The following is a 24,963-nucleotide window of genomic DNA, read 5'->3' on the forward strand; positions in this document are numbered from 1 at the left end:
CGCAAAAACGGCCACAACACCCTGACCGCACTCCGCGCCGCCATCACCGGAAACCCCTGGCTACCAACCAACCTAGCCACCAGCTGACTAGTAACCCGTCTTTACCACTCACGAGACAGAGACAGCAGAGACACAGAGACACCGAAGCCCGGATCACAGTCACGCCGAGCCAGCACCGCCTGCCGACGACGACCAGGCGCGGGCGAACAAGCGCCGAGCGCGCAAAGGCAAAGCCCGACCCTCCGACCACTCCCATACTGGCCACCCAGCCGACAAGAGGAGCAGCGAATGAGCCGTGACGACACGTCGCTCGCCAAGAACGTCCTGGGCGTGCCAGGCATCGTGTTCCTCGTGCTCGCCGCGGTCGCTCCCCTGACCGGGATGATCGTGATCGCGGCCATCGGCATCGCGGTCGGGAACGGCGGCGGGATGGTCGCGGCATTCCTGCTGGCCACGGTCGTCCTGCTGTTGTTCGCGGTCGGCTACGCGCAGATGTCGCGGGTGCTCACGAGCGCGGGTGGCTTCTACGCCTTCGTGGTCAAGGGGTTGGGCCGGACGCCGGGCCTGGTCGCCGGTTTCGTCGCGATGCTCGGCTACAACTGTTTCGTGGCGGGCGCGATCGGTACGAGCGGGTTCTTTACCTCCACCGCGATCGACGACGTCTTCGGGCTCAAGCTCGATTGGCTGTTCTGGAGCGCGCTTTCGGTCGTGCTGGTCCTGCTGCTCAGCCGCCGGGGGATCGCTGTCAGCGCGAAGGTGCTGGGAGTCTCACTGATCCTCGAAGTGTCGATCCTGCTGATCATGGACTTCAGTGTGCTGTTCCGGCACGGCTTCTCCTTCGCCGCGTTCAGCCCGTCCGTCATGTTCCAGGGTGCCGGAGGGCTGGCGTTGTTGTTCGCCGCCAACGCTTTCATCGGTTTCGAGGCGACTGCGTTGTTCGGCGAGGAGGCCAAGGATCCCAAGCGGACGATCCCGAAGGCGACCTACATCGCCATCGGGTTCATCGGGGTGTTCGCCGCTTTCACGACCTGGGCCGTGGTCAGCGCGATCGGCGCCGAGCAGGCGCAGGACGTGGCCGCCGCGCACCTGTCGAGCGGGGATCTCGTGCTCTCGGTCGCCCAGGAGTATCTCGGCGGCCCGCTGACCAAGGTGATGTTGCTGCTCCTGGTGGTCAGCCTGTTCGCGGCGCTGCTGGCGCTGCACAATTCGGCCACCCGGTACCTGTACGCGCTGGGGCGGGTCGGCGTGCTGCCGCGGCTGCTGGGCAAGACCAGTCCGCGCAATGGCGCACCGCGCTACGCCTCGATCGTCCAGCTGGCCTTCGGTTCGGTGGTGGCGCTGGCGTTCCGGCTCTCCGGGCTCGACCCGGTCGCCGACCTCACCGCGAGCATGACCGGCTTCGGCACCCTCGGCATCCTCACCCTGCAACTGTTCGCGGCGGTGGCGATCTTGGTGTACTTCCGCCGGACCCGGGACCGCCGGATCGTGAAGACGCTGATCGCCCCCGGGCTGGGCGCGGTGGGGCTCGGGCTCATCGTGACGCTGGCCATCCTCAACTTCCCGACGCTCGCCGGGTCGAGCAACGGCGTCGTCCCGCTCCTGCCGTGGCTGCTCCTGATCGTCGCGCTGGCCGGGCTCGCGCTCGCCGGCTGGCTGCGCCGGTTCCGTCCCTCGGTGTACGCGGCGCTGGAGTCCGACCTGGAACGCGAAGACGCGCCGTCAGACGCCGTTGGTCAATGAGAGGTTGAAGGAATAACGCGAGGCCCGGTAGACGTGCCACCCGTATTCCACGACCTTGCCGGAGTCGTCGTAGGTGGTGCGCCGCATGGTGAGCAGCGCCGCCCCCGGCTTCTCGTCGAGCAGTTCGGCGTCCTCCTCGGTCGCCTGCCGGGCGCCGACGTTCTGCTGGGCGGCGTGCAGCCGGACCCCCGCCGAGCGCAGTAACTGGTAGAGGCCCCTGTCCCGCAGTTCGTCGTCGGCCGGGTCGATGATGCCGTCGGGCAGGTGGTTGTTCATGATCGCCAGCGGTTCGCCGCCGGTCGAGCGCACTCGCTTCAGCCGCCGGACGTGGGTCAGGCCCGGCGTCTCGAGGTGCTCGATCGCCTCGTCGTCCGCGGGCTCGACCCGGTTGATCAGGACGACGGTCTCCGGCTTGTCGCCGAGTTCGCTGAGATCGTCGAAAAGGCTGCTCAACCGCAGCGGGCGGGCGACCTTGGTACGGACGACCTGGGTGCCGACACCGCGTTTGCGGACGAGCAGCCCCTGGTTGACCAGTGACTGGATCGCCTGGCGGATGGTCGGCCGAGAAAGGTGCAGTCGCGCGGCCAGGTCCAGTTCGTTGTCCAGCCTGGCGCCGTTCGGCAGCCTGCCGTCTTCGATCGCGGCGCCGAGTTGCCGGGCGACCTGGGAGTACAGCGGCTCCGGGCCGTTCGGATCCACCACGATCTCGCCGGGCGCCCACGGTTTCATGCGCGGAGCCTACCGCGACGGATCGCTATGACCTTATGTCCATATGTCTTGACAAAGTCTCCGAGTGCTTGCGATGGTCGAGGGACCACGCGAGCCGGGAGGAACAAAGGGTGTCCGAAACAGTACGCCGGGTAGTCGCCGCGAGGGTGCGCGATCCAGAGGCCATCGCGGCGGCCGCGGCCACCCGGGTCCGGGCGAAATCCCCGTTCAACGACAAGGGCCGCACGATGATCATCGCCGCGGACCATCCGGCGCGCGGTGCGAACAGCGTCGGCGCCGACCCGCTCGCGATGGCCGACCGCGGTGAACTGCTGGATCGCCTCGGCCTCGCGCTGGAGCGGCCCGGCGTCACCGGCGTGCTGGCGACACCGGACATCATCGACGATCTGCTGCTCCTCGGCGTCCTCGAAGGCAAGACCGTCATCGGCTCGATGAACCGCACCGGCCTTTCGGGGTCGAGTTTCGAGATCGACGACCGGTTCGCCTGCTACGACGCCGAAACGATCGAGCGGATGCGGCTCGACGGCGGCAAGACGCTCACCAGGATCTGCCTGACCGACCCGGCGACGCCGAGTGCCCTGGAGAACACCGCGAAGGCGATCAACGACCTCGCCCGCCGGAAACTGATCGCGATGGTCGAGCCCTTTCTCGCCGACTGGGTCGACGGCCGCCTGCGCAACGACCTCTCCCCCGAGGCCGTGATCCGCTCCATCACCATCGCCTCCGCTCTCGGCAGTTCGTCGGCCTACACCTGGCTGAAGCTCCCGGTGGTGAAGGACATGGAGCGCGTGCTGGCCGCCTCGACGCTGCCCGCCGTCCTGCTGGGCGGCGAGGTCAAGGATCCCGACGCCGCGTTCGCCGCCTGGCAACGGGCGCTCGCGCTCCCGACCGTGCAAGGCCTCGTGGTCGGCCGGTCCCTGCTGTATCCGCACGACGGCGACGTCGCCAAGGCCGTCGACACGGCTGTCGGACTGCTGTGAACACCCGTGGAGGACAACGCGTGAAGACCATCGACCACTGGATCAACGGCACCGCGACCTCGGCGGGCTCGACCCGTACCGCTCCGGTGTACGACCCGGCCGCGGGACAGGCACGGGCGCGGGTGCTCCTCGCGGAACCGTCCGATGTGGACACCGCGGTGGCCGCCGCGGGCAAGGCTTTCGAGTCGTGGGGCGATTCGTCGCTGTCGCAGCGGACCAGGGTGATGTTCGCCTTCCGCGAGTTGCTGGTGAAACACGAGGACGAACTCGCCCGGATCATCTCCTCCGAACACGGCAAGGTGATCGACGACGCGCGCGGCGAGATCGTCCGCGGCCGCGAGATCGTCGAGTACGCCTGCGGCATCGCCGAGGCGCTGAAGGGCGGCTTCTCCGACCAGGTCTCTCGGGACGTGGACGTGCACGACTTCCGGCAGCCGCTCGGGGTCGTCGCCGGGATCACGCCGTTCAACTTCCCGATCATGGTCCCGCTGTGGATGCACCCGATCGCCATCGCGGCGGGCAACACGTTCGTGCTCAAGCCCAGTGAGCGAGTGCCGTCCGCGTCCCGGCTGGTCGCCGAACTGTATGCCGATGCGGGTCTTCCCGAAGGCGTGTTCAACGTGGTCAACGGGGACAAGGTCGCCGTCGACGCGATCCTGGAGCATCCCGGCATCGCCGCCGTGTCGTTCGTCGGGTCGACCCCGATCGCCAAGTACGTCCACGAACGCGCGACGGCCACCGGCAAACGCGTGCAGGCGCTGGGCGGGGCCAAGAACCACGCCGTCGTCCTGCCCGACGCCGACCTCGAATACGCCGCGAACCACCTCACGGCGGCCGCGTTCGGTTCCGCCGGGCAACGGTGCATGGCGATCTCCATCGGTGTCGCCGTCGGTTCGGCGGGCGACGGACTGGTGGAGATCCTCAAGCGCAAGGCGGCGGAGATCAAGGTCGGGCCCGGCGACGACGACGGCAACGACATGGGTCCCGTCGTCACCGCGGCCGCCCGGCAGCGCGTGATCGACTCCGTCGCGCTGGGCGCGGAGCAGGGCGCGACCGTGGTGGTCGACGGCCGGGACCTGCGCGTCGCCGGTCACGAGGGCGGGTTCTTCGTCGGACCGTCCCTTTTGGACAACGTGACCACCGGGATGGCCGCGTACCGCGAGGAGATCTTCGGGCCGGTGCTCGGGATCGTGCGGGTGTCCACCCTGGACGAGGCGATCGCGCTGATCAACGCGAACCCCTACGGCAACGGGACAGCCGTCTTCACCAGCGGCGGCGAGGCGGCGCGGCGGTTCCAGCGGGAGGTGAAGGTGGGGATGATCGGGGTGAACGTGCCCATCCCGGTGCCGATGTCGTACTACTCCTTCGGCGGCTGGAAGGACTCCCTCATCGGGGACAGCCCGATCCACGGCCCGGCGGGGGTGCGGTTCTACACGCGGGCGAAGGTCGTCACGACGCGGTGGCCGCAGTCCGCCGCCGGTTTCAACTTCCCCACTTCCAGCTGACGCTCGCTCTCGCGCAAGTGTCATGAAAGGGTCGTTCCTGACGAAAAACGTCAGGAACGACCCTTTCATGACATCCGGGAGGCCGGTCAGCCCACTTCTTGCCGCTGCCGTTTGCCCACGATCCGCCAGCCGACAGCCAGCACCACGGCCAGCACCGGGATCGAGTAGAACGCGATCTTCTCGGCGCCGTCGGAGAAGCCCATCAGGACCACGACCAGCGCGAGGAAGCCCAGAGTCGCCCAACCGCTGTAGGGCGCCCACGGCATCCGGTAGGACGGCCGTTCCAGCTCACCGCGCAGCGCCGCCTGGCGCAACCGCATCTGGCAGAAGACCAGCGTCGCCCAAGTGGTGATCACGCCGAGCGAGGCGATCGCGATCGCGATGTCGAAAGCGTCCTTCGGCACGAGATAGTTGAGCACCACGCCCAGCAGGTAAGCCACCGAAGTGAACAGGATGCCGCCGTAGGGCACCTGACGGCCGCTCATCTTGCCGACGAACTTCGGCGCCTCGCCCTTGTCCGCCAGCGCGCGCAGGATGCGGCCGGTGGAATAGAGCCCCGAGTTGACGCTCGACAGCGCGGCGGTGAGCACGACCGCGTTCATCACGTCGCCGATACCCGGGATCCCGAGGCGGGTGAAGACGGTGACGAACGGGCTCTCCCCGCCGTTGTAGAACGGCCACGGCAGCAGCATCGCCAGCAGCAGCACGGATCCCACGTAGAACACGCCGATCCGCCAGACCACACCGTTGATCGCCTTCGGCAGCACCTTGCGGGCGTCCTTGGTCTCACCGGCGGCGATGCCGACGACCTCGATCGCCGAGTACGCGAAGATGACCGCCTGCAGCGTCATCAGCGCGATGCCGATACCCGCCGGGAAGAATCCGTTGTTGGCGGTCAGGTTGTGCACACCGGCCGTGGTGCCGCCGATGTCGGCGCTGGTGAGCACCAGCCCGAGGGCGGTGATCAGGAAGACCACGATGGCCAGCACCTTGACCACCGAGAACCAGAATTCCAGCTCGCCGAACAGTTTCACCGAAAGCAGGTTCACCACGATCAGCACGCCGAGCGCGACCAGCGCGGTGATCCACTGTGGCACGTCGGGCAGCCATTTGTGCACGTAGATCGCGACCGCGGTGATCTCCGCGATGCCGGTCATCGCCCAGTTCACCCAGTACATCCAGCCGGAGACGAAACCCGCCCACGGCCCGATGAACTTACGGGCATAGGTGACGAAACTGCCGGAAGTCGGCTCGTGCAGCACGAGTTCACCGAGGGCGCGCATCACGAAGTAGGCGGCGATACCGCAGAGCGCGTACGACAGGACCAGCGACGGCCCGACCTGGTGGAGCTTGCCGCCGGCACCGAGGAACAGCCCGACGCCGATCGCGCCGCCGATGGCGATCATCTGCACTTGGCGGTTGCCCAGCGCTTTTGAGTAGCTTTCACCTTTTTCGGTGAGCAGCGAGGAATCCATGGTTGCCAGACGCTAGAGCGTGTGCGGCACGTCACCAACAGTACTAAGGAAGACTTAAGGTGTGCGGGACGTCACTCTAGTGGTTTTACTGGTATTTCCCTTTTCGATTTGACAAATTCACCGGCGAACCCCGATCTTCGCGCGCGCGGGCGGCCTCCTACGCTACGGCCGTGGACCTCGCAGCGCTGCTGGACCGGATCGCCGACGACGTCGCGCCGGAGATCGGCCGCGGTGCCGTCGCCGACTACATCCCCGCTCTGGCGAGGGTCGCGCCCGGACAGTTCGGCATGGCGGTGGCCGAAGTGGACGGTGGGGTGCACGGGGTCGGCGACTGGGAAGTGCCGTTTTCCATCCAGAGCATGTCGAAGGTCTTCACCCTCGCGCTCGCGCTGTCCCACGGCGACGGCGTCTGGGCGCGGGTGGGCCGCGAGCCGTCCGGCAACCCGTTCAACTCGCTGGTGCAGCTGGAGAACGAGGACGGGATCCCGCGCAATCCGTTCATCAACGCCGGCGCGCTGGTCGTGACCGACGAATTGGCGCATCACGGCGACGCGGCGGAAACACTGCTGAGGTTCCTCCGCGACGAAAGCGGCCGGGTGGACATCGGGATCGACGCCGAGGTCGCCGCCTCGGAAGCCGGGCACGCCGACCGCAACCGCGCGCTCGCGTACTTCATGGCGTCCTACCGGAACATGCGCCATCCGGTGCCCGCCGTGCTCGACCAGTACGTGCGCCAGTGCTCGATCGCGATGAACTGCCGGGACGTCGCACGCTCGGCGGTCTTCCTCGCCCGTCACGGCGTTCGCAACGACGACACCAGACTGCTCGACCTGAGCGCGGCCAAGCGGGTCAACGCGGTGATGCTGACCTGCGGCACCTACGACGCGGCGGGCGAATTCGCCTACCGCGTCGGGCTTCCCGGCAAGAGCGGCGTCGGCGGTGGCATCGTCGCGATCGTCCCCGGCCGGTGCGCGGTCTGCGTGTGGAGCCCCGGGCTCGACGCGCGCGGCAACTCCGTCGCGGGCGTCGCGGCGCTGGACCGGTTCACCACACTGACCGGCTGGTCGATCTTCTGAGCTTCAGGTGCTGGGCTCGCCCATCTCGTGCCCCGGCCGCCCCTCGGTCCGGCGCCGCCGCTTGATCCGTTCTTCGTGCAGATGCCGCCGTCCCCCGGTGAGGTCACCGGTGGCTTCCCGCGTCATCCCGCGGAAGGCCGCGTAGTAGCCGTCGTCGTACTCTTCGATCAGCCGGAACGTCCATCGCTCCGGCAGCACGTTGAGACCGATCAGCTCGGTCCGGATCCGCTCGGCCCACTCGGGGTGCCCGGCCTTCTCGAGCCCCTCGGCGGCCTCGTCGAGCGCGAAGTCGGCGCTTCCCGTCAGATGATGGAAGGCGTACAGGTGTCCCCGCGCCTGCTCGACCGTTTCCAGTGCGGCGACCAGCTTTCCGACGGCGTCGACGGTCGCCTCGTCGGGTTCTGAATGTGAGTCCGGCATGCCCTGGTATTTCCCCGAAGCCGGTGCTTCTACACCCCGCCGGCCGCGATCCGGGCGAACGAGCGGATCAGCGGGTTCTCCCGCCCGGTCACCCACGCGACGACCAGCGGGCTCGGCGGCATGTCGGACAGGGGCACCCAGGTGAGTCCGTCGGGAAGGGTGTGCCCGAGTGGCGCGATGCCGGCGGAACCGTTCCACAGGACGGCTTGCAGGCATTCGCTGACCGTGCGCACCACCGGACCGGCGGGCCGATCTCCTGGGGGCGCCGCCCCGTTCCAATACGCGCGCCACAGTGGATCCGTCCCCTCCGGCAGCTGGAACCAGGGCCGATCGGCGACGTCGGCCAGCCGGAGCGACTTACGTCCGGCGAGCGGGTCGCCGCTGCGCAGGACGAGCCCGACCGGATCGGTGCGCAGGACGCGGACGCTGATCCCGGTTTCGTCGAACGGCGACCGGGTCAGCGCGACGTCGGCCAGCCCGGCGCGCAGGCCGGTGGTGGGATCGGTGAAATCCGCCTCGCGGAACCGGATCGAGACCTCGGGATGACGCTGCCGGAACGCCGCGGCCAGCCTGCTGCCCGCCTCCCCCGCTCCGTCGGCGAGGGTGCCGATGGTGAACGTCGCGGCCGCCGTCACGCGAGCGCGGGCGCGGTCTGCCTGGTCCAGCAGGGTACGGGCCTCGGCGTACAGGGTGTTCCCGGCCGCGGTGGGCTCGACGCCGGCGGCCGAGCGGAGCAGCAGGACTACGCCCAGGTCGTTCTCCAGCTGCCGGATGGCCCGGCTCAACGGCGGCTGGGTCATGTGCAGCCGCGCGGCGGCCCGGCCGAAGTGTCTCTCCTCGGCGACGGTCACGAAATAGCGCAGCAGACGTAGCTCCATCACCAGCGATGATACCCAGCCGGTATCGGGCCGAGGAGATCGGTCTTGGACGGCGGGCGGAGCGCGGCGCGACAGTGGGGTCATGCCTTTCGAACCACTCACCCACGAGCCTGCCGTCGACACCGGCCAGGTCCGCGAAATCGCCCGCGACCTCGTGGCGATCCCGAATCTCGGCGTCGACCTCGTCCCCAACATCGGGGTCATCGGCGGCGAACACTCGGTGCTCGTCGTCGACACCGGGCTGGGTCCTCGCAACGCCGAAAAGGTGCTCGCCTTCGCGGCCGAATACGCTCGCGGCCGCAAGCTGTATCTGACCACGACGCATTTCCACCCCGAGCACGCTTTCGGCGCGCAGGTCTTCGCGGACGAGGCGACCTATCTCGCCAACAGTGCCCAGGCCGCGGACCTGGTCCACAAAGGACCGGGCTATCTCGAAATGTTCCGCGGCCTCGGCACGCCGGTCGCCCGTGCCCTGGACGGCGTCGAACTGGTCGCCCCGGACGTGGTCTACGACGACGCGTACGACCTCGATCTGGGCGGACGGGTCGTCTGGCTGGAGGCGACCGGGCGCGCCCACAGCAAGGGCGATCAGGTGGTGACCGTGCCCGACGCGGGCGTGCTGTTCACCGGGGATCTGGTCGAGACGGGCCAGTTCTCGATCTTCCCGTGGTTCCCGCCGTACGACACCGACGTCTCGGGACGGCGCTGGATCGAAGTCCTGCGCCGGTTGGCCGCCACCGGGCCGGACATCGTCGTCCCCGGCCATGGTGACGTCTCCGGACGCCGGATCCTGACCGACGTCCGTGAGTACCTCGAACTGCTGCGCGACGAGACCTGGAAGCGACGCGACTCGGCTCTCCCCGAAGAGACCATCGCCGCGGAGGTCGAAGCGCTGATGATCGAACGCCACCCCGAGTGGGAAGGCCAGGATTGGATCGCGAAGGGCGTCGGCTGCTTCTGCGCGGACCACTCAGGCCATGAGACAGCAGGCGCCGGTGAAGCAGCCGAAGGCACCTCCGCTTGACGTGTTCTTCCAGTTGTCGAAGTGATCGATCACGACGTCGACTTCGGCCTGCCCGGCCGCGGTGACGTCGATGCCGGAGTCGGCGAAGAACATACGGATATCGTCGGAAACGACGGTCTTCATCGGAAATCTCCCTCTGAACCTGCGGTGTTCGGTACCGAAATCGTGCAGGTTCACCCCCGTCCGCCGACAGTGCGAAGCGCCATGGGCGACTTGTGGCTTTCGTCTGCTCCACTCGCGTCAATCGGATGGCGCAAGTGGAGCAGACGGCCGGGGGAGGTTACTTGAAGATGGCGATGGGATGGACGACGAGTTCACCGGTTTCGGGATCCCAGTCCTCGACCTTGCCGAGGCACCGCGCCCGGAACGCACCGGTGGGCACGGAATCGCGTAGATCGCTGGTCACACAGGTGAAGCGGATCCGTCTGCTCCGCGCCGGATCGTCCGGATTTCCGTACGGTGCGACGAAAACCGTCTCGGCCTCGGTCTGTGAGCGTTCGCGGAACAGGCCCTTCACGGAGACGAACGCCTCGACCCCACGCAGCCGGGTCTTGAGCTGACGGGTGCTCTCGGGACCGTCGGACCAGCCGAGTTCCTTGACCAGCGCACGATTGTGGGCCAGTTCCTGCTTCGCCAGATCGACGTAGATGATGTCGTGGTGCTTCTCCAGCACCTTCATCACGATGCCGATCACCGTGATCGGCTCGGCCTTGCGGATGTACCGCCGGAACTCCTCGTCGGTGTCGGTTCGCTCGGATTCCCCTTTCAACGGGCCGAATCCGCCCGATCCCCAGAACCGCCAGCCCCGGCTCCGCCGCTTCTCCACCTCCTGTTCCAGTGCCTCGTTGTAGCGATGCAGCTGGTAGAGGCCCATCACGGATTTCGTGTGCAGGTAGAAGCCGATGCCGCGGATCATCCCCTGATCGCCGTCGGATCGCGCGCGGCGCCAGTGTTTGACGTAGACGAGGGCCGCGACGAGGAAGGCGGCGGCTGTCAGCACCCAGACCGCGAGCCACATTCCCCAGACTTCCCACCACAGATTATCGGCAGCCACGGATCTCCTTGAAGGCGTCGAGCAGGGACGTCGAGTTCGCGTCGACCATCCGGCCACCGGTGGCCGCGGCCGCCCGGCCCAGTTCGGCGGGGTTCGCCTCGCCGAACCGGATGGTGTACGTATGCACGCCGGGATCCCTTGGCGTGCGCAGGAATTCTTCGATACCCGGGCCGGTGTTGCTCTCGCCGTCGGTCATCAGCACGATCGAAACGGCCCGATCGGGTTCGGCCTGACGCTGAGCGCCGGCCTTCGTGTAGGCCTCGCCGAGGGCCGCCCAGACAGCCGTGTTGCCGTCGAAGTCGTCGGTGGCGATGAAGGCCCGCAGCGCGTCGAGATCCTGGGGCCCGTTGACGGTGAACTCCTTGTCCCCCAGTATCTTCCCGCCGAAGCGGAGGACCGTGAGCCGCTCACCGCGATAGAAGCGGTCGAACCCGCCGTCCGGGCCGCCGCTCAGCCCGGCGAAGGTCGCCCGGAGCGCGGCGATCCTCGCTCCCTTCATCGAACCGGAGAAGTCGAGTACGAAGATCACGCGGCCGGGCGCCCGGGCCGCGTAGTCGTCGAGCAGTTTGTCCACGACGGCCGGGTCGTCGGGGAAGTACAGCGAGTTCCCGGTCGAGGCGGGCAATCTCGGGTCGAGCCCCACGTCGCCGGTGATCGGCCGCCGGAGGGTCCGGTCCATCAGCTTCTTCTGCGTCGCCGGGCTTTTGACCCACGAGACGACCTTGTCGTAGGCCTCCCGTTTCGCCGGGTCAAGCAGCAGGATCGGGTAGTCCGCCTGGACGATGCCGTCACGCGGGTACACCAGTTCGAGCGGCGTCTTGAGCCTGCCGCTCGCGTTGAGGGTGAGCAAAGTGGACTCGTAGCCGATGAGCGCGTCGGCGTCCCGGCGTTCGGCGAACCTGTCGACCAACGCGGCCGAGGTGTCCGCCGTGAGCGTGTGCCCGGTGCGGAAGCCCTGGAGTTTGTCGCATTTCACGTCCTCGAGCCGCAGCGCGGCGCCGGTGCCGGCGGCGGCCGTCGCCACCCCGACGAGTGCGGTGAGCCCGCTGGTCGTCTTGGCCGGATCCGCCATCGCGAACCGGAACCCGCCACTCGCCGCCGCGTCCGCCAGATCCGCCCAGGACAGCTTCCTGTCCGGTTCGCCGCGGCGCAGTTCCGCCGCCTTGGCCGGCGTCAACCCGACGACGACCGGGGAGATCATGGTCTTGGTGCCCAGTGGCCGCTCGCCCTTGTCCGCGGCCCGCCGGAAGTCGAGCTGGAAGAACCGGTCGGTGGAAAGCCAAGCGAGATCGTGCGCGGCCCTACCCGGGATGAGGGCCGTACTTTCATTCACGGTTCCCTGGAAATCCATTTCCAGTTCAATTCCCGTTTCCTCGCGGAGCTCGTCGAGGATCGAACCGAGATCCGCCAGTTCCGGGCTGGCCAGCACCCGCAGTTTCACCTTCTGTCCGCCGCTCGTGCAGGCGGCGACCACCAGGAGCAGACAGCACAAGACCGCGAGGAGCCGCTTCACGGGCAGTCCCCGACGGTCTTGATCATCTGCTCCAGCACCAGGTTGTCCGGCAACGGCGTGGTGCTGTCGTTGTCCGCGATCTCGGGAGCCGTCAGCCCCTGTTCGCGGAGGAATTCGTACAGCCGCGTGCTTTTCGTGCTTCCCGCGGGGGTCGCGACGCCGAACCCGAGCTCCATCGCACGACGCTGGAGCTCGGAATCGAAGGTGATCAGTTCGCCGAGCCGTTCCGCTTCCGGCTTCAGGGCCAGGAACTGGGGTTTCGTCAGGATGTTGTCCTTCGGGTACAGCAGGACCCGATCGTGGTCCGGCTGCCCGCTCTGTGCCTTGGCCCGCAACTGCATGGCGAGGTACTGGTGCTCGTAGATGACGACGATCGGCTTGTCCCCCTCGGCCAGGTTCGCGTAGGACTCGGACAGGTCGGACGACGGGAAACCCTGCGCCGCCACGAGCGGTTTGATCCGGTTCGCCAGCGCCTGCGCGGCCGAGAGGTCCGGTGGCCCCGCGGGCGCACCGGCCGGGCGCGGATCGACGACAGGCACCTGACGGCCGTTCTCCAGGAACGCCAGCAGGATCAGGTATGTCGCGCCCGAGTTGGAGTCGCAGATGTTCGAGGTCTGGGCAAGTACCCGGTTCCCGTTCGCCGAGCCGAAATCCCGGACGCCCAGCGAGTCCCAGGTCTGTCCCCGCCGCATGGCCTGGATGAACTTCTCGGTGTCCAGCGTGTAGTACAAGGGCTCCTGCTGCCCGGGTGGTTTCGAGACGATCTCCTTGCTCGCCAGCGTTTCCGCGTAGCGGCGATAGGTCGCGAGGACGATCGGGCTGGTGAACGGCTGCCGCGCGCTGCCCGTCCACTGGTCCGCTCTGGATCGGCGGACGAGACCCGCGGCGGGCTCACCGGACAGGAACACGAAGTCGAACTGGCTGAGGTCGTGTGTGGCGACGTCCCGGGAGCCCGTCCTGGTCACGTGGACCCGGATGTGGTGGCGCATCAGGATTTCCTGGACCTTCGCGTCCTCGAAGAGATCCGACTTGGAACCCATCTTGCCGCGCAGGACCAGTGTCTGTTCGAAGGGCACCACGACCGTCCCGCTCAGGAGCAGAACGATCAGCCCGCTCACGGCGAGCGCGAGCGCGGGGCCGAAACTGCGCAGAAAACGGCGGCGCAGAAAGAACGCCGAGGGTTTCGGTCCGATGGTGAGCTGGGGTTCTTCACGAAGCGAGCTATCGGTGGTCACCGATTTCCTCCCCGAATGTCCGGCAAGCCCATTTTACCGGGGACCACCGACGGAAAAGCACGTCTCGATTCGGCTTCGGGACCCGCCCTCACCAGGCCCGGCGGCCGGACGGCTATTCTCTTCGGTGGCGAAAACCGCCATGCACCACGACGCCGGGAGATCTGAACCACCATGCTGGACCGAGCAGTCATCGACGCCCTCTTCCCCGCCGACCTGCCCGAGCCCGAGCGCTGGGAACAGCGATACCCCGCCCGCGAACTCCCCGAGGGCGCCCGGGTCACGCGGTTCGGCCCCTCGCCGACCGGGTTCGTCCACATCGGCGGCGTCTACGTCGCCACCATCGACCAGGACGTCGCCCGCCGCAGCGGCGGCCGCTACCTCGTCCGGGTCGAGGACACCGACAGGTCCCGCGAGGTCGAAGGCGCCATCGACCAGTTCGAGCGCGGCTTCTCCTACTTCGGCCTCGCCGCCGACGAGGACATCCACCGCGGCGGCGACTACGGCCCGTACCAGCAGTCCGAGCGCGAGCAGATCTACCTGACCTACGTCCGCCACCTGCTCCGCGAAGGCCGCGCGTACCTCGACTTCGCCACCAAGGACGAGCTGGCGGCGATCACCGCCCGGCAGCAGGCGACGAAGCTGCCGACCGGTTACTACGGCTCGTGGGCCATCTGGCGCGACGCCACCCCCGCCGACGTCCAGGCCAAGCTCGACGCCGGCGACCCGTACGTCGTACGGTTCCGCGCGCCGGACGACACCGGCGCCCGCGCCCGGTTCACCGACGCGATCCGCGGCCCGCTGGAGGCCGAGGCCAACCGCAACGACGTCGTCATCCTCAAGAGCTCCGACCAGAGCCCGCGGCTGCCGACGTATCACTTCGCGCACGCCGTCGACGACCACCTCATGCGCGTCAACCTGGTCATCCGCGGCGACGAGTGGATCTCGTCGGTGCCGGTGCACCAGCAGCTGTTCGACGCGCTCGCCTTCGAGCCGATCACCTACGCCCACATCGCGCCGCTGATGAAGCAGGAGGGCGGCAGCAAGCGCAAGCTGTCGAAGCGCAAGGACCCGGAAGCGAGCGTCGACTTCTACATCGAGTCCGGCTACCCCACCAAGGCCGTCCTCTACTACCTGCGCGGCCTCGCCAACGGACGGCTCGCCGAAATGCCGCTCGAGCGGGCCCTGGCCGAGCCGATCAACCTGGACGAATGCGGTGTCGCCGGCCCGCTGGTCGACCTGGTCAAGCTCGACGACCTCTCGGCCGACCACATCGCCACCCTGTCCGGCGCCGAGATCCTCGAAGAGGTCCGCGTCTGGGCGGAGCGGTTCGACCCGGCGCTGGTCACCGTCCTTGACGCCGAGCCGGAACTGGCGCTCCGGGCGCTCGCCGTCGAACGCGACGGTGCCGAGAACCCGCGCAAGGACCTGAAGAAGTGGAGCGAGTTCCGCGCCGTCTACGGCTTCTTCTTCCCGCAGCTGCACGCCGCCGTCGCCGGCCCCGACGACGAGCGGATCACCGCCCTCGGCGTCGACCGCGAGGTCGTCCAGGCCGTGGTGCGTGACTTCGTCGGGAACTACCAGCAGCTCGACGACGGCCAGGAGTGGTTCCAGCAGATCCGCGACGTCGCCGCGAAGCACGGCTTCGCGAAGAACGCCAAGGAGCTGAAGAAGAACCCCGAGGGCTTCCCCGGCTCCATTCGCGAGGCTTCACAGATCATCCGGATCGCGATCACGGGGTCGACCCGGAGCCCGGACCTGCACTCGGTCACGCAGGCGCTGGGGCGCGAGGAGACGCTGGGCCGGTTCTCCGGTCTCGTAGCCGAGTGACTCGTGAGTGGCTAGGACCGTTCTAACCGTCCTAGCCACTCACGAGGCCCTGGACCTGCTCGGCTCCGGGTCCCTTGCCCGCTTGAGGTACGTGAAGGACCCCTTCATTGCGCCTAGCGCAGTGAAGGGGTCCTTCATGTACTTGGGGAAGGTGTGAAGGACCCCTTGCCTACCTTCAGGGTAGGGAAGGAGGCCTTCACGGACCGCGCCTGGGATCGGGCGTAGCCGGAATCCAGTAGGTACCTAAGACGCTAACCGTCCTTACCACTCACGAGGCCCCGAACTGGTCGTAGAAGGCCGTCTTGACCGCCACCACGGCCATCTCCGTCTCGCGGAACCTCTCTCGCGCCTCGTCCGAGCCGATCAGCTGCACGAGCCGCAGCCCGAGCCGGTCGGAATGCGTGGGCGAAAGCGGGGACGCGGCCGCGAGCGGGCGGGACTTCGCGTCGTGCACGTGGTGCGGGTAGTAGAAGACGGACTTGTCACCGAGCACCGGGCCGATCCGGCGCCACAGTTCGCCGTACTCGACGGAGACCAGCACCTCGCCCCAGAACCGCAGGATCGTCAGCAGTTCGACGTCGGCGTGCTTCGAGTCGCCCGCCGAGGCGACCAGCTCCATGGTGGTGTCGACGCAGGCCGTCGTGGCCAGCGACCGCCGTGACCGCACCAGTGCCTCACGCGGGACGCCGAGGGCGAGGATGTCCGCCTTCAGGTCCTCACGGTGCGAAGGCGTGCTGCCGGGCGAAGAGTTGTCCGGGTACACCTCCCGGATGATGACGCGGGCGATCCTGACGGACTGTTCGTCGGTGAGCAGGTCGATCGCCAGGTCGTAGGCCATCGTGAAGGCCAGCGACAGGAAGCGGCGCTGCAGCAGGACGGTCTGCAGGTCCTCCTGCGAGAGTTCGGTGACGCCCCGCAGCGCCGGGTGGTTCCGGAACCCCTCGATCAAACCGTCTTCGAACTCGTCAAGGTCTCGCATCACTACACCTCTTGCCCGGGAACTCGCTACTGAGCGATTCGAGCCGACGACGCATTCACCCTCCAGGATCCGGCAGCCATATTCCCCATGTTCTCACGATCCGAGAGACCATTGTGATCGGGGTCACCCCTATTGTGAGACATGATTCTTTTCGCGGAATTCACGAAAAGAATCGAAATCGACGCGGGAATCCGCAGCGAACAGGAGCTTGTCACCAAGCAGGCGGCCGCATCGCGTGAAACACACGGGCCCCGACGGACGACTTACCCAGTACGCAAGTGAGGAAAGTTGTGGTCGATGAGCGCTGATCGCGTTGTCCAGCTGCGTTGGGAACCCCGCCACGTGGCCGACGACGGTCGCGCGACGCTGTCCTACCCCGGGATCTCCGTGGTGTGCAGCCGGCAGGGCGAGGTCGTCGATCGAAAGTGGGTCCCTGTCGGAGAAGTACCCACTTTCGCCGACGATGAAGCCCTCATCGCCGTCCTGCACGCCGCGTGGCGCTGGTCCAAGCCCGTCGCGTAGACCGGCTCACTCGTCGCCCGACCTGTATTTGCGCTGGTGCTCCTCTTCCTCCTCGCGCGGCGACTTCTCCACCCACCGCCCGTGAACGAGGTCGTTCTCCGTGTAATGCGTACGCCGGGTGGCCCAGCTAGGGAACATGAACTTGCGGGTCCCGCCTCGCCCCCGATCGCGCAGATCGGTGAGCACGGCGACGCCGATCACCACTACCAGTACCCCGAGCGCTATCCAGATTCCGACCATGTCCGCTCCCCCGCAGATGAAGTCGTTTCCACCAGATTAGCGTGACCGAGGGGATCGGACGAACGACATTTCCGACAGGCCGCTTTCGCTTCCTACTCCATTCGGGCTAGCCCGGCGGACGTAGCCGGTTTCAGCCCACACGGCGAGGTGGCGACGGGCCCGCCGCCATAGGGTGACGGCGTGCCCGGTGAACGACTCGATTCCTGGCTGCGCGGACATGAGTCGCTCGTCGACGTCCTGACCGCGTCGCTGCTCTCGGCCTGCTGTGTCCTTTTCGGACTGCTCGTCGACGCCGATCCCGTCTATTTCCTGTTCTCACTGCTCCTTGCGCTTCCGCTGGCCTTGCGGCGTCGCAACGCCGGCGTGTGCGCGGCGTTGGTGCTGGGAATCGCGGGTGCCCAGTGGCTGGCGATCCGGAACGACATCGGCGCCCTGCCCGCCGACCTGGCCGTACCGCTGGCGGTGCACGCCGCGGCGGCCTACGGACCGCGGTGGGCGGGCGGCGCCACGCTCGCTGTCGGCCTCGCCGGCTCCGTGCTGGGCGGGCTGAGCTGGCCGATGCTGCCGTCGTCCGCGACAGCGCATCTGCTCGTCGGCGCCTTCCTGGCCAGCACGGTGGTCGCCGCTTGGGCGATCGGGACGCTGCGCCGGGTGCGGGTCGCCCACCGCGAACAACGGGCGAAGCTCGCCGTGCTCGCGGAGCGGAGCCGGATCTCCCGCGAGATGCACGACATCGTCGCGCATTCGCTCGCGGTGGTGATCGCGCAGGCCGACGGTGGCCGGTACGCGACCTCGCCCGAGGCCGGGCGGTCTGCGCTGGTCACCATCGGCGAATGCGCCCGGCAGGCGCTGGGCGATCTCCGGCGGGTGCTCGGCGTCCTGCGGGACGGTCCGGCGTGACCGGCATACCGGTCCGCGTCCTGCTGGCCGACGATCAGATCCTGGTCCGGTCGGGTTTCCGGCTGGTCATCGAGTCGCAGGCGGACCTGACCGTGGTCGGCGAGGCGGGTGACGGTCTCGCCGCGGTGGAGCACAGCACGCGCCTGAAGCCGGACCTGGTGCTGATGGACGTGCGGATGCCGGTGCTCGACGGCATCGAGGCCACCCGACGGGTGCTCACCCTGCCTGACGCGCCGAAGGTCGTCATGCTCACGACGTACGACCTCGACGAGCACGCGCTGGCCGCGATCCGGGCCGGGGCGAGCGGTTTCCTGCTCAAGGACGCCACCCCGGAGGAGCTGCTGGCCGCGATCCGGACGGTGCACGAAGGGGACGCGGTGATCGCCCCCTCCACCACCCGCCGGTTGCTGGACCGGCTGGCGCCCGCGCTCGACCCGCTCGCGGCCAGATCGGCGGAGACGCTGACCGGACGCGAGCGGGAGGTGCTGGCCGGGATGGCCCGCGGCTGGTCCAACGCCGAGATCGCCGAGTGGCTGGTGGTCGCGCCGGGGACGGTGAAGACCCACGTGGGCAACATCCTGGCCAAACTGCGGGTGCGGGACCGGGTGCAGGCGGTGGTCCTCGCCTACGAAGCGGGAGTGGTCCGGCCCGGCGAGCGGTGACGGGCGCAGGTGACGTCGGTCCGGGGCAAGGGGCCGCCGAGGAGGTACGACTCGACGACTTCGGTGACGCAGGGCGTCGTGTCGAAGAGATAGACCCCGTGCCGGAAGGCGCCGTCCAGCGTGACCATGCGGGACCCCGTCAAGGCGCGGCGCAGAGCCCGTTGTCCGGCATACGGCGTGACCGGGTCTCCTGAAGCCCCCACGAGCAGCGCGGGAAGGTCGTTGCCGATCGAGACAGGCGCCTCCGCGGGCCGGACGGGCCAGAACGCGCAGGGCGTGATGTGCCGCGCCAGCGGGCCGAACAAGGGCTCGGCGGCCCGGTGCGCCTGGATGTCCCGGTAGTAGCTTTCGGGATCGCGGGAAGCCGCCCGGTCCGCGCACTGGTTCGCGACCGTGGCGCTGAACCCGAACGACGGCTCCACTTTCGGGTCGGTGTACAGGGAAAGCTTCCACTCCTGCGTGGGCGTCGGTGTGACGGTGAGACCTCGTGCGGCATCGCGCAGCACGACGACCTGGGAGCTGAACTCCGCGTAGAACGCGTCGCTGTCGTCGACGGTGAGCAGCAACCCGGGGATCATCGCCGCGTCGATGCGGTGGCCACCGACGAGCAGCAGCGGTTCGCGGGCGATCCGGTCCACCCCGGCCAGCACCTCGTCCGCGGTGGCGCCGAGGTGGTAGCGCCCGTCCCGGACGGCCGCCCAGCGTGCCCAGTCACGCAAGGCCGCGGCGTCCGCCGGAGCGGTTTCACGGGTGAGCGCCGGACCGGCGGCCCCGGGGGCGGCGGCGCTGTCGAGCACGATCCGCTCGACGCGTCGCGGGAAGAGCTGACGGTAGACCGCGCCGAGATGACTGCCGAAAGACCAGCCCAGGTAAGAGATCTTCGGTTCCCCGAGGGCGGCTCGCACGACGTCCAGATCGCGCGCGATGTCGCGGGTGGACGCGTGCGCGAGAAGGTCGCCCCGGTTGGCGCACCGCGCCGCGAGATCCCGCGCGACCGCCACGCCGCGTTCGAAGGAGGCCCTGTCCGGACTCGCCAGCTGGGCACTGTTCAGGTATCGCCCGGTAGGCCAGCCGCATTCCAACGGCGCGCTGAGTCCGAAGAACCGCGGGTCGATCCCGACCAGGTCGTACCGCGCCGCGAGTGACGGCGCTCCGGACGGGACCTCCGGTGGCAGGCCTTGCGCCAGCAGGGTCACCCCGTCACGGGACGGTCCGGGACCGCCGGTGTTGATTACCAAGGTGCCGAGGCGTCGCGCGGGGTCGGTCGCGGCACGGCGTGCGACGGCCACCGAAAGGGACCGGCCGCCCGGATCGGCGTGGTCCAGCGGAACGGTGACCTCACCGCAGGTCGCTCCGGCCGCCGCGAGCAGTTGCCCGGTGGTGTCGTCCGGCCCGGTCCGGCAGTCGTGCCAGCCGATCCGCTGTGCCCCGGAGGCTGGTTGGCTCTGCGCGAGGCTCGCCAAGAGCGCGATCGTGAGGCCCGCGGCGAGTGTTCGTCTTGTCTTCGTCATACCTGGACGCTAAGCGCGAAGACTCACCGAAACCTCTGTCCTCAGGCCGAAATCCGCTCCTCGCGGCTACTCCCGGAGGTATAGGGGGCCCGGCGGAACGGGGCGGCCAGGGTCGGCAGGAGGTGGCGGCGGTTGCGGATCAGGGCGGCGATCGCGATGGCCGCGTAGACGGCGCACAGCACGTAGCGCGCGGTCTGGCCGGGCAGCGCGAACTGCACCGCGAACAGGCCGAGCAGGGTCCAAGCGGCCCAGCGCGGGAAACGCAACGCGAGCAGGGCGGAGACACCGAGCAGGGTCTGGGTGACGGTGAGGAGGAATTCCTCGATCTGACGGGGGTCCAGGTGCAGCGCGGTCCCTCCGCCACCGAAGAGGTAGGCGATCGGCAGGCTGCCGACGAGCAGCGTCCATTGGTTGACCTTGCTGGAAAGCAGGGTGCCGATCGCCGCGTCGCCCTTGCCGCGGAGCGCGAACAGGATCGCCACGATGAACTCGGGCGCCTCCGACGCCAGCGGCGCGAGCCATTGCACGAGCAGGAACCGGTCGATGCCCAGTTCCGTCCCGACGGCGATCAGATTGTGCGCGAACGGTTCCGCGCTCGCGAGGATCACCACCGCCGCGAACACGAACAGCGCGGTCACCAGGATCCGGCGGGGCCGCTTGGACAACGCGCCGAGAGTGGCGGCCGGGCCGACCAGTTCGGGTTCGCCGGGCTCGGCGCGGGAGACCTTCCAGAGGTAGAACACGAAGAACCCGAGCAGCGCGAAGCCGAGGACCAGCGAGATCTGCCCGGTCCCGGGGATGACGAACGCGACGATCGAGGCGATCGCGAGGAAACCGAGTTCGATCCGGTACGGCGAATCGAGGACGAGCTCGCGGACCGTTGCACCGCTGCGTTTCTTCGCGACGGCGAGCCCGATCAGCACGACTGTCGACCAGCCGAGACCGAGCAGCAACCGGTTGGAGCCGGTCATGTTCGCCGCGGCGTAGGCGACGTACTCGGGATCCGAGCCCGCCGTGTAGGCGAAGTACAGGTCCACCGCGTACTCGGGGAGCACCGCGATGACGGCGAGCACGGCGATCGCGAGCCCGCCGGAAATGTCCACCTGCGCGGCTTCCGCGGCCCACGCGAGAAGGAACGACGCCGCGACGACGGCCAGGCCGAACAGCAGCAGACCGGCCACCGCCCCCGGTTCGGCACCGGAGAACCGCAGGACGAGCGCGGGCACGGTGAGCGCGGCACACAGGCCGATCGGCCTCAGTCGGTTGACGATCACGGACAGAGATTCCCGGCGGTCACCGGGTTACCACAACCGTTGCCCGCTTCGCCCGTCCGGCGAGAATCCCCTTGCGGGACAAGGAAAACGGAAGATCGTCATGCCGAAACCCGGACGTCGTCCCGCCGGAGTACCCGGGCTGGTCTGCCTCGACGGCTCTCACACACGGCCTAGGAGGCGTCGTGCCCAGCGGACCGGCGCATCGAGTGACCGGACCGGAAAGTGCCCCTGATCACATAGCTCGGAAATGACGAAATCCCCGGTTCCGCGCGGTTTCGCGGGACCGGGGATTCCGGGGGTGGTCAGCCCCGGGCGTTCGGGTCGATCACGCCGCCTGCCAGCCCGGTGGCGGCGTCACCGAAGGCACCGGCGGAGTCGACGGCGCCCTGACCGGCCGCGGTGGCCGAGTCGACGGCGCCCTGACCCGCGGCGGTGGCGTTTTCGGCGAGACCCTGCCCGGTCTCGGCCAGTCCGCCGGCGGACTGGGTGACCTGGTCGGCGGCGCCGGAAAGGTCGACGCCGGTCAGTTCACTGACCTTGTCGCCCGCGCCGCCCAGCAGTTCGGCGGCCTTTTCCTTCAGCGAGTCGAACAGGCTCATCTGGGGTACTCCTCGGATCGGTCGTGCGGAGGCGGCTGAAAGTTCACCGTACAGGACAAATCGGGCACGGTGCGCAATCGCGGTCACTCCGGACAGGTGAACCACCGAGAAGTGTTCAGAGACAGGGCGGCTGGTAGCGGTCGATCGCGAGGCCGCGGAAGTCGAGTTTGTTGGGCGTCTTGCCGACGAAGACCAGACCTCGCGCCTCGGTCAGCGCCGAAGCGAAGGAGTAGTTGGGCTTGCCCAGTTCGGGCAGCGTCGTCCACGCGTCGAGGGCGAAGCTGAAGAACTTCTTGACCATCTTCCCGCCTGTCGACGGCACCTTGGTCAGCCATTTGTCGCCGCCACTCCAGTGCGAAGCCGGGCGAAGCTGGACGTAGAGGTCGTCCGTCGCGCTGTAGGTCATCCAGAAACCGGTGGACTTCGAGAGATCGGCCTGCGCTTCGAACTTGTTCCCCAGCCAGACGACGACCACGTCCCATTCCGCCTTGAGGAAGGCCACCTTCGCCGCGTACCCGCCACGTTCGCGGACGAGCAGGCTGCCGGTCGCCGGAACCGTGGTGCCCTCACCGGAGGCGAGCCACTGCTGCAACCGGTCTATCGACGGGGTGGCGCATTCGCAGACGTGCCGCGACGGGGCCGCGTTCGCCACGGCGCCGGGGCCGATCAGCGAGGCCAGGAGCATCGAGGCGATCACCGCGAGCGTACGACTGAAAGGAACCTTGGATCCTCCGCGCATTCCCGGAAGCTAGCACAACGGTCACCGAAAACGGCGCCACAGCGGGAAAGCAGCCTCTGATGCCCCGCTCAGCGGGAACCGTCCTTTGTGGATTCTCACAGTGGTCCGGACCACTGGCGCCTTAGGTACTTACCGGGTTCTGGCTGCGGTTGATCGCGGGCTCGTTCCGTGAAGGCCTCCTTCCCCACTCTGAAGGCAGGGAAGGAGGCCTTCACGTACCTCGAACTGGCGGGGCGGCGGCGAGCGGCGGGTCCGGGTGGTCGTGAGTGGCAAGTGGGGCTAGAACGACACTTGCCACTCACGAGGCCAGCAGGTCGTCGAGCTCGGCCGCGAACAGCACCGCGGGATCGAACCCCATGCCGGCGAAGTGCCCGGCCACCTCAAGGGAAAGGACGCCGTGGAGCCGCGTCCAGAACGTCACGGCCCGGCGCAGGACCTCGGACGACACCGGCAGACCGCCCGCCCACTCGCGATGATCGTCGAGATGCGCTCCGAACGGCGTGACCCGTCCGCTGTCCGGGAGCGCGGCGTGGACTTCGAGCAGTACGGCCATGATCTCGTTCGAGATCTTCGTGGTGTCGCCGGGCGCGCGGTAGCCGGGGATCGGCGTGCCATAGACGAACAGGTAGCGCTGCGGGTCCGCCAGCGCCCACTCCCTGAGGGCGTGGGCGACGCCGTTCAGGCCGCCTGATCCGGCGGCCTGAACGGCGTCGGCGAGGCTCCGGTAGGCGTCGCGGACGAGGTCCGTGATCAGGTCGTCGCGACTGGGGAAGTACCGGTACAGCGCGGGACCACTCATGCCCACATGCTTGGCGATCGCGTTGAGGGACAACGCGGACACGCCCGTCGTGGCCAGCTGTTCCCACGCGTACCGCTTGATCTCCCCGCACACCTGAGCTCGGTAGCGCTCACGCGAGGTCTTCCTGTCCATGTCCATCAGCGCTCCTCCCGGGTCCGTTCAGTTAGAGGCTATCACTTTCCCTATTGACACTCACCTCATTGTTGTTATAGCTTCTAACTATCGCACCAAGCACTAACCAACAAGGAGCCGGACCATGACGGACACCAAGCCCCGCCGCCGCACCGCCGCCCGCGCCGCCGCACTCGCCCTCCCGCTGGCCCTCGGCCTGCTGGGCGGCACCGTGACACCCGCACAGGCCGCCACCACCGCGTCCCCCGCCCCGCTTTCCTGCCAGGGCAAGACCATCGACACGAAGGCCCCGATCCACTACCGGACCGAGACCCTGATCAACGCTCCCCTGAGCAAGATCTGGCGGCTGCAGACCGACGTCGAGCGCTGGCCGTCCTGGCAGGAGCCGGTGCTGACCAACCAGCGTCTGGATTGGGGCCCGCTCCACAAGAACTCGCGCTTCCGCTGGACCACCCCGGTGCCTGCCACGGCCACGACCCCCGCCACCACGCTGTCGATCACCTCGACCGTCCACCAGATCCAGCGCGGCAAGTGCATCCGCTGGAGCGGTCCCGCGATCGGCAAAGGCCTCAAGATCGACAACGGGATCCACGTCTGGAACTTCACCGAGGTCAAGGGCGGAGTGCTCGTCCGCACCGAGGAGAACTGGTCCGGCGCCCAGGTCGAGGCCGACGTGCCGATCTCGACCCAGTTCCTCGGCATGGGCCTCGAAGCCTGGCTGAAGGACCTCAAGACCACCGCCGAAGCCCACTGCTGATCCCCACTGCTGACCACACCCGAAACTTTCAGGAGGAAACGATGTCCACCCAGACGCTCGATCGCGAAACCACCGTCCGCCGCGCCCCGCGCTCCGTCATCATCTCGGCCTGGGCCGTCCCGATCATGGTCCTCGGCCAGTTCGCGATGCTCGCCGTCGTCCCGGTCGCCTTCGTCCTGATCGGCACCCTGCGCGACGCCAGGCTCAAGTCGCTCCGCTGGGGCGCGATCGCCCTCACCGCGGCCTACGCCACTCCCCTGGCGCTCTGGGCGATCGGCCCCGAACGCGCGCAGAGCCTTTCGAAGGACATGCATCCCGTGTTCGCCGCGATCATCGTCGTCGTGGGAGTCGCGTTCGCGGTCACGTACCACGTGCGCACACGCAAGTAGAGGA

General features: G+C 68.2%; 26 protein-coding genes. 11 read left to right on the top strand and 15 right to left on the bottom strand.

What is annotated here, in order from left to right; all coding sequences use genetic code 11:
• Positions 1-288: 288 nt before the first annotated feature.
• Positions 289-1,740 carry an APC family permease gene (locus ACZ6YV_RS42900; protein ID WP_465515144.1) on the top strand — a complete coding sequence of 484 codons (1,452 nt, stop codon included), beginning with the start codon at positions 289-291 and terminating at the stop codon, positions 1,738-1,740.
• On the opposite strand, the gene ACZ6YV_RS42905 is transcribed toward ACZ6YV_RS42900, so the two are convergent.
• Complete coding sequence (locus ACZ6YV_RS42905) at positions 1,720-2,469, bottom strand: GntR family transcriptional regulator (RefSeq protein WP_465515145.1); 750 nt, start codon at positions 2,467-2,469, stop codon at positions 1,720-1,722. The two genes, ACZ6YV_RS42900 and ACZ6YV_RS42905, sit on opposite strands and share 21 nt — an antisense overlap.
• Positions 2,470-2,579: 110 nt before the next feature.
• Between ACZ6YV_RS42905 and ACZ6YV_RS42910 the strand changes: the two genes are divergently transcribed.
• Both ACZ6YV_RS42910 and ACZ6YV_RS42915 read left to right on the top strand, forming a co-directional pair.
• The gene (locus ACZ6YV_RS42910) at positions 2,580-3,449 is read left to right on the top strand and encodes a Cgl0159 family (beta/alpha)8-fold protein (RefSeq protein ID WP_465515146.1); all 870 of its coding nucleotides are present in this window, start codon (positions 2,580-2,582) and stop codon (positions 3,447-3,449) included.
• A gap of 20 nt (positions 3,450-3,469) precedes the next feature.
• Positions 3,470-4,954, top strand: a complete 1,485-nt coding sequence (locus tag ACZ6YV_RS42915; RefSeq protein WP_465515147.1) for a CoA-acylating methylmalonate-semialdehyde dehydrogenase — start codon at positions 3,470-3,472, stop codon at positions 4,952-4,954.
• An 86-nt stretch (positions 4,955-5,040) separates the two neighbouring features.
• Here the strand turns inward: ACZ6YV_RS42915 and ACZ6YV_RS42920 are convergent, their stop codons facing one another.
• On the bottom strand, positions 5,041-6,429 hold the full coding sequence (locus ACZ6YV_RS42920) for an amino acid permease (RefSeq protein ID WP_465515148.1): 1,389 nt from the start codon (positions 6,427-6,429) through the stop codon (positions 5,041-5,043).
• 170 nt (positions 6,430-6,599) lie between these two features.
• Between ACZ6YV_RS42920 and ACZ6YV_RS42925 the strand changes: the two genes are divergently transcribed.
• Positions 6,600-7,505, top strand: coding sequence for a glutaminase (locus ACZ6YV_RS42925; RefSeq protein ID WP_465515149.1), 906 nt, complete (start codon positions 6,600-6,602; stop codon positions 7,503-7,505).
• A gap of 3 nt (positions 7,506-7,508) precedes the next feature.
• Here ACZ6YV_RS42925 and ACZ6YV_RS42930 read toward each other — a convergent pair whose 3' ends face one another.
• Together ACZ6YV_RS42930 and ACZ6YV_RS42935 are read right to left on the bottom strand one after the other, a co-directional pair.
• Positions 7,509-7,925, bottom strand: coding sequence for a hypothetical protein (locus ACZ6YV_RS42930; protein ID WP_465515150.1), 417 nt, complete (start codon positions 7,923-7,925; stop codon positions 7,509-7,511).
• A gap of 29 nt (positions 7,926-7,954) precedes the next feature.
• Positions 7,955-8,803, bottom strand: a complete 849-nt coding sequence (locus tag ACZ6YV_RS42935; protein WP_465515151.1) for a LysR family transcriptional regulator — start codon at positions 8,801-8,803, stop codon at positions 7,955-7,957.
• Positions 8,804-8,885: 82 nt separating this feature from the next.
• On the opposite strand from ACZ6YV_RS42935, the gene ACZ6YV_RS42940 reads away from it, so the two are divergent.
• Positions 8,886-9,827, top strand: a complete 942-nt coding sequence (locus ACZ6YV_RS42940; RefSeq protein WP_465515152.1) for an MBL fold metallo-hydrolase — start codon at positions 8,886-8,888, stop codon at positions 9,825-9,827.
• Here ACZ6YV_RS42940 and ACZ6YV_RS42945 read toward each other — a convergent pair.
• The 4 genes from ACZ6YV_RS42945 to ACZ6YV_RS42960 all read right to left on the bottom strand — a co-directional run bounded on the left by ACZ6YV_RS42945 (position 9,774) and on the right by ACZ6YV_RS42960 (position 13,629).
• Positions 9,774-9,950 (bottom strand): hypothetical protein, encoded by a 177-nt coding sequence (locus tag ACZ6YV_RS42945; protein WP_465515153.1) that lies wholly within the window; start codon positions 9,948-9,950, stop codon positions 9,774-9,776. The two genes, ACZ6YV_RS42940 and ACZ6YV_RS42945, sit on opposite strands and share 54 nt — an antisense overlap.
• A gap of 157 nt (positions 9,951-10,107) precedes the next feature.
• Positions 10,108-10,881: a hypothetical protein gene (locus ACZ6YV_RS42950; protein WP_465515154.1), complete on the bottom strand. Its 774-nt coding sequence runs from the start codon at positions 10,879-10,881 to the stop codon at positions 10,108-10,110.
• A complete protein-coding gene (locus ACZ6YV_RS42955) occupies positions 10,868-12,394 on the bottom strand; it encodes a vWA domain-containing protein (RefSeq protein ID WP_465515155.1) in 1,527 nt (508 codons plus the stop codon). The genes ACZ6YV_RS42950 and ACZ6YV_RS42955 overlap by 14 nt, the downstream gene beginning before the upstream one ends.
• Complete coding sequence (locus ACZ6YV_RS42960; protein ID WP_465515156.1) at positions 12,391-13,629, bottom strand: hypothetical protein; 1,239 nt, start codon at positions 13,627-13,629, stop codon at positions 12,391-12,393. Before ACZ6YV_RS42960 ends, ACZ6YV_RS42955 begins: the two co-directional genes overlap by 4 nt.
• Before the next feature lie 171 nt (positions 13,630-13,800).
• On the opposite strand from ACZ6YV_RS42960, the gene ACZ6YV_RS42965 reads away from it, so the two are divergent.
• Complete coding sequence (locus ACZ6YV_RS42965; protein ID WP_465515157.1) at positions 13,801-15,456, top strand: glutamate--tRNA ligase; 1,656 nt, start codon at positions 13,801-13,803, stop codon at positions 15,454-15,456.
• A gap of 268 nt (positions 15,457-15,724) precedes the next feature.
• Here ACZ6YV_RS42965 and ACZ6YV_RS42970 read toward each other — a convergent pair whose 3' ends face one another.
• Complete coding sequence (locus ACZ6YV_RS42970; protein ID WP_465515158.1) at positions 15,725-16,435, bottom strand: hypothetical protein; 711 nt, start codon at positions 16,433-16,435, stop codon at positions 15,725-15,727.
• A 297-nt stretch (positions 16,436-16,732) separates the two neighbouring features.
• On the opposite strand from ACZ6YV_RS42970, the gene ACZ6YV_RS42975 reads away from it, so the two are divergent.
• Positions 16,733-16,957, top strand: a complete 225-nt coding sequence (locus ACZ6YV_RS42975) for a hypothetical protein (protein ID WP_465515159.1) — start codon at positions 16,733-16,735, stop codon at positions 16,955-16,957.
• A 6-nt stretch (positions 16,958-16,963) separates the two neighbouring features.
• Here the strand turns inward: ACZ6YV_RS42975 and ACZ6YV_RS42980 are convergent, their stop codons facing one another.
• Entirely contained in the window at positions 16,964-17,197 is a 234-nt protein-coding gene (locus tag ACZ6YV_RS42980; RefSeq protein ID WP_465515160.1) for a hypothetical protein, read from the bottom strand.
• Positions 17,198-17,377: 180 nt separating this feature from the next.
• On the opposite strand from ACZ6YV_RS42980, the gene ACZ6YV_RS42985 reads away from it, so the two are divergent.
• Positions 17,378-18,097 carry a sensor histidine kinase gene (locus ACZ6YV_RS42985; RefSeq protein WP_465515161.1) on the top strand — a complete coding sequence of 240 codons (720 nt, stop codon included), beginning with the start codon at positions 17,378-17,380 and terminating at the stop codon, positions 18,095-18,097.
• Entirely contained in the window at positions 18,094-18,759 is a 666-nt protein-coding gene (locus tag ACZ6YV_RS42990) for a response regulator (RefSeq protein WP_465515162.1), read from the top strand. The genes ACZ6YV_RS42985 and ACZ6YV_RS42990 overlap by 4 nt, the downstream gene beginning before the upstream one ends.
• On the opposite strand, the gene ACZ6YV_RS42995 is transcribed toward ACZ6YV_RS42990, so the two are convergent.
• From ACZ6YV_RS42995 to ACZ6YV_RS43015, 5 genes are all read right to left on the bottom strand, one after another.
• On the bottom strand, positions 18,723-20,270 hold the full coding sequence (locus ACZ6YV_RS42995) for an alpha/beta hydrolase (RefSeq protein WP_465515163.1): 1,548 nt from the start codon (positions 20,268-20,270) through the stop codon (positions 18,723-18,725). The two genes, ACZ6YV_RS42990 and ACZ6YV_RS42995, sit on opposite strands and share 37 nt — an antisense overlap.
• A gap of 41 nt (positions 20,271-20,311) precedes the next feature.
• A complete protein-coding gene (locus tag ACZ6YV_RS43000; protein ID WP_465515164.1) occupies positions 20,312-21,544 on the bottom strand; it encodes a sodium:proton exchanger in 1,233 nt (410 codons plus the stop codon).
• Between the two features lie 302 nt (positions 21,545-21,846).
• Positions 21,847-22,143 carry a hypothetical protein gene (locus ACZ6YV_RS43005; protein ID WP_465515165.1) on the bottom strand — a complete coding sequence of 99 codons (297 nt, stop codon included), beginning with the start codon at positions 22,141-22,143 and terminating at the stop codon, positions 21,847-21,849.
• A gap of 115 nt (positions 22,144-22,258) precedes the next feature.
• Positions 22,259-22,840, bottom strand: coding sequence for a hypothetical protein (locus ACZ6YV_RS43010; protein ID WP_465515176.1), 582 nt, complete (start codon positions 22,838-22,840; stop codon positions 22,259-22,261).
• Between the two features lie 340 nt (positions 22,841-23,180).
• Positions 23,181-23,819, bottom strand: coding sequence for a TetR/AcrR family transcriptional regulator (locus ACZ6YV_RS43015; RefSeq protein ID WP_465515166.1), 639 nt, complete (start codon positions 23,817-23,819; stop codon positions 23,181-23,183).
• Positions 23,820-23,937: 118 nt separating this feature from the next.
• On the opposite strand from ACZ6YV_RS43015, the gene ACZ6YV_RS43020 reads away from it, so the two are divergent.
• Both ACZ6YV_RS43020 and ACZ6YV_RS43025 read left to right on the top strand, forming a co-directional pair.
• Entirely contained in the window at positions 23,938-24,570 is a 633-nt protein-coding gene (locus tag ACZ6YV_RS43020; RefSeq protein WP_465515167.1) for an SRPBCC family protein, read from the top strand.
• A gap of 41 nt (positions 24,571-24,611) precedes the next feature.
• Positions 24,612-24,959, top strand: a complete 348-nt coding sequence (locus tag ACZ6YV_RS43025; protein WP_465515168.1) for a hypothetical protein — start codon at positions 24,612-24,614, stop codon at positions 24,957-24,959.
• The last annotated feature ends 4 nt before the right edge of the window (positions 24,960-24,963 follow it).

Source organism: Amycolatopsis sp. NPDC102522, assembly GCF_055584485.1.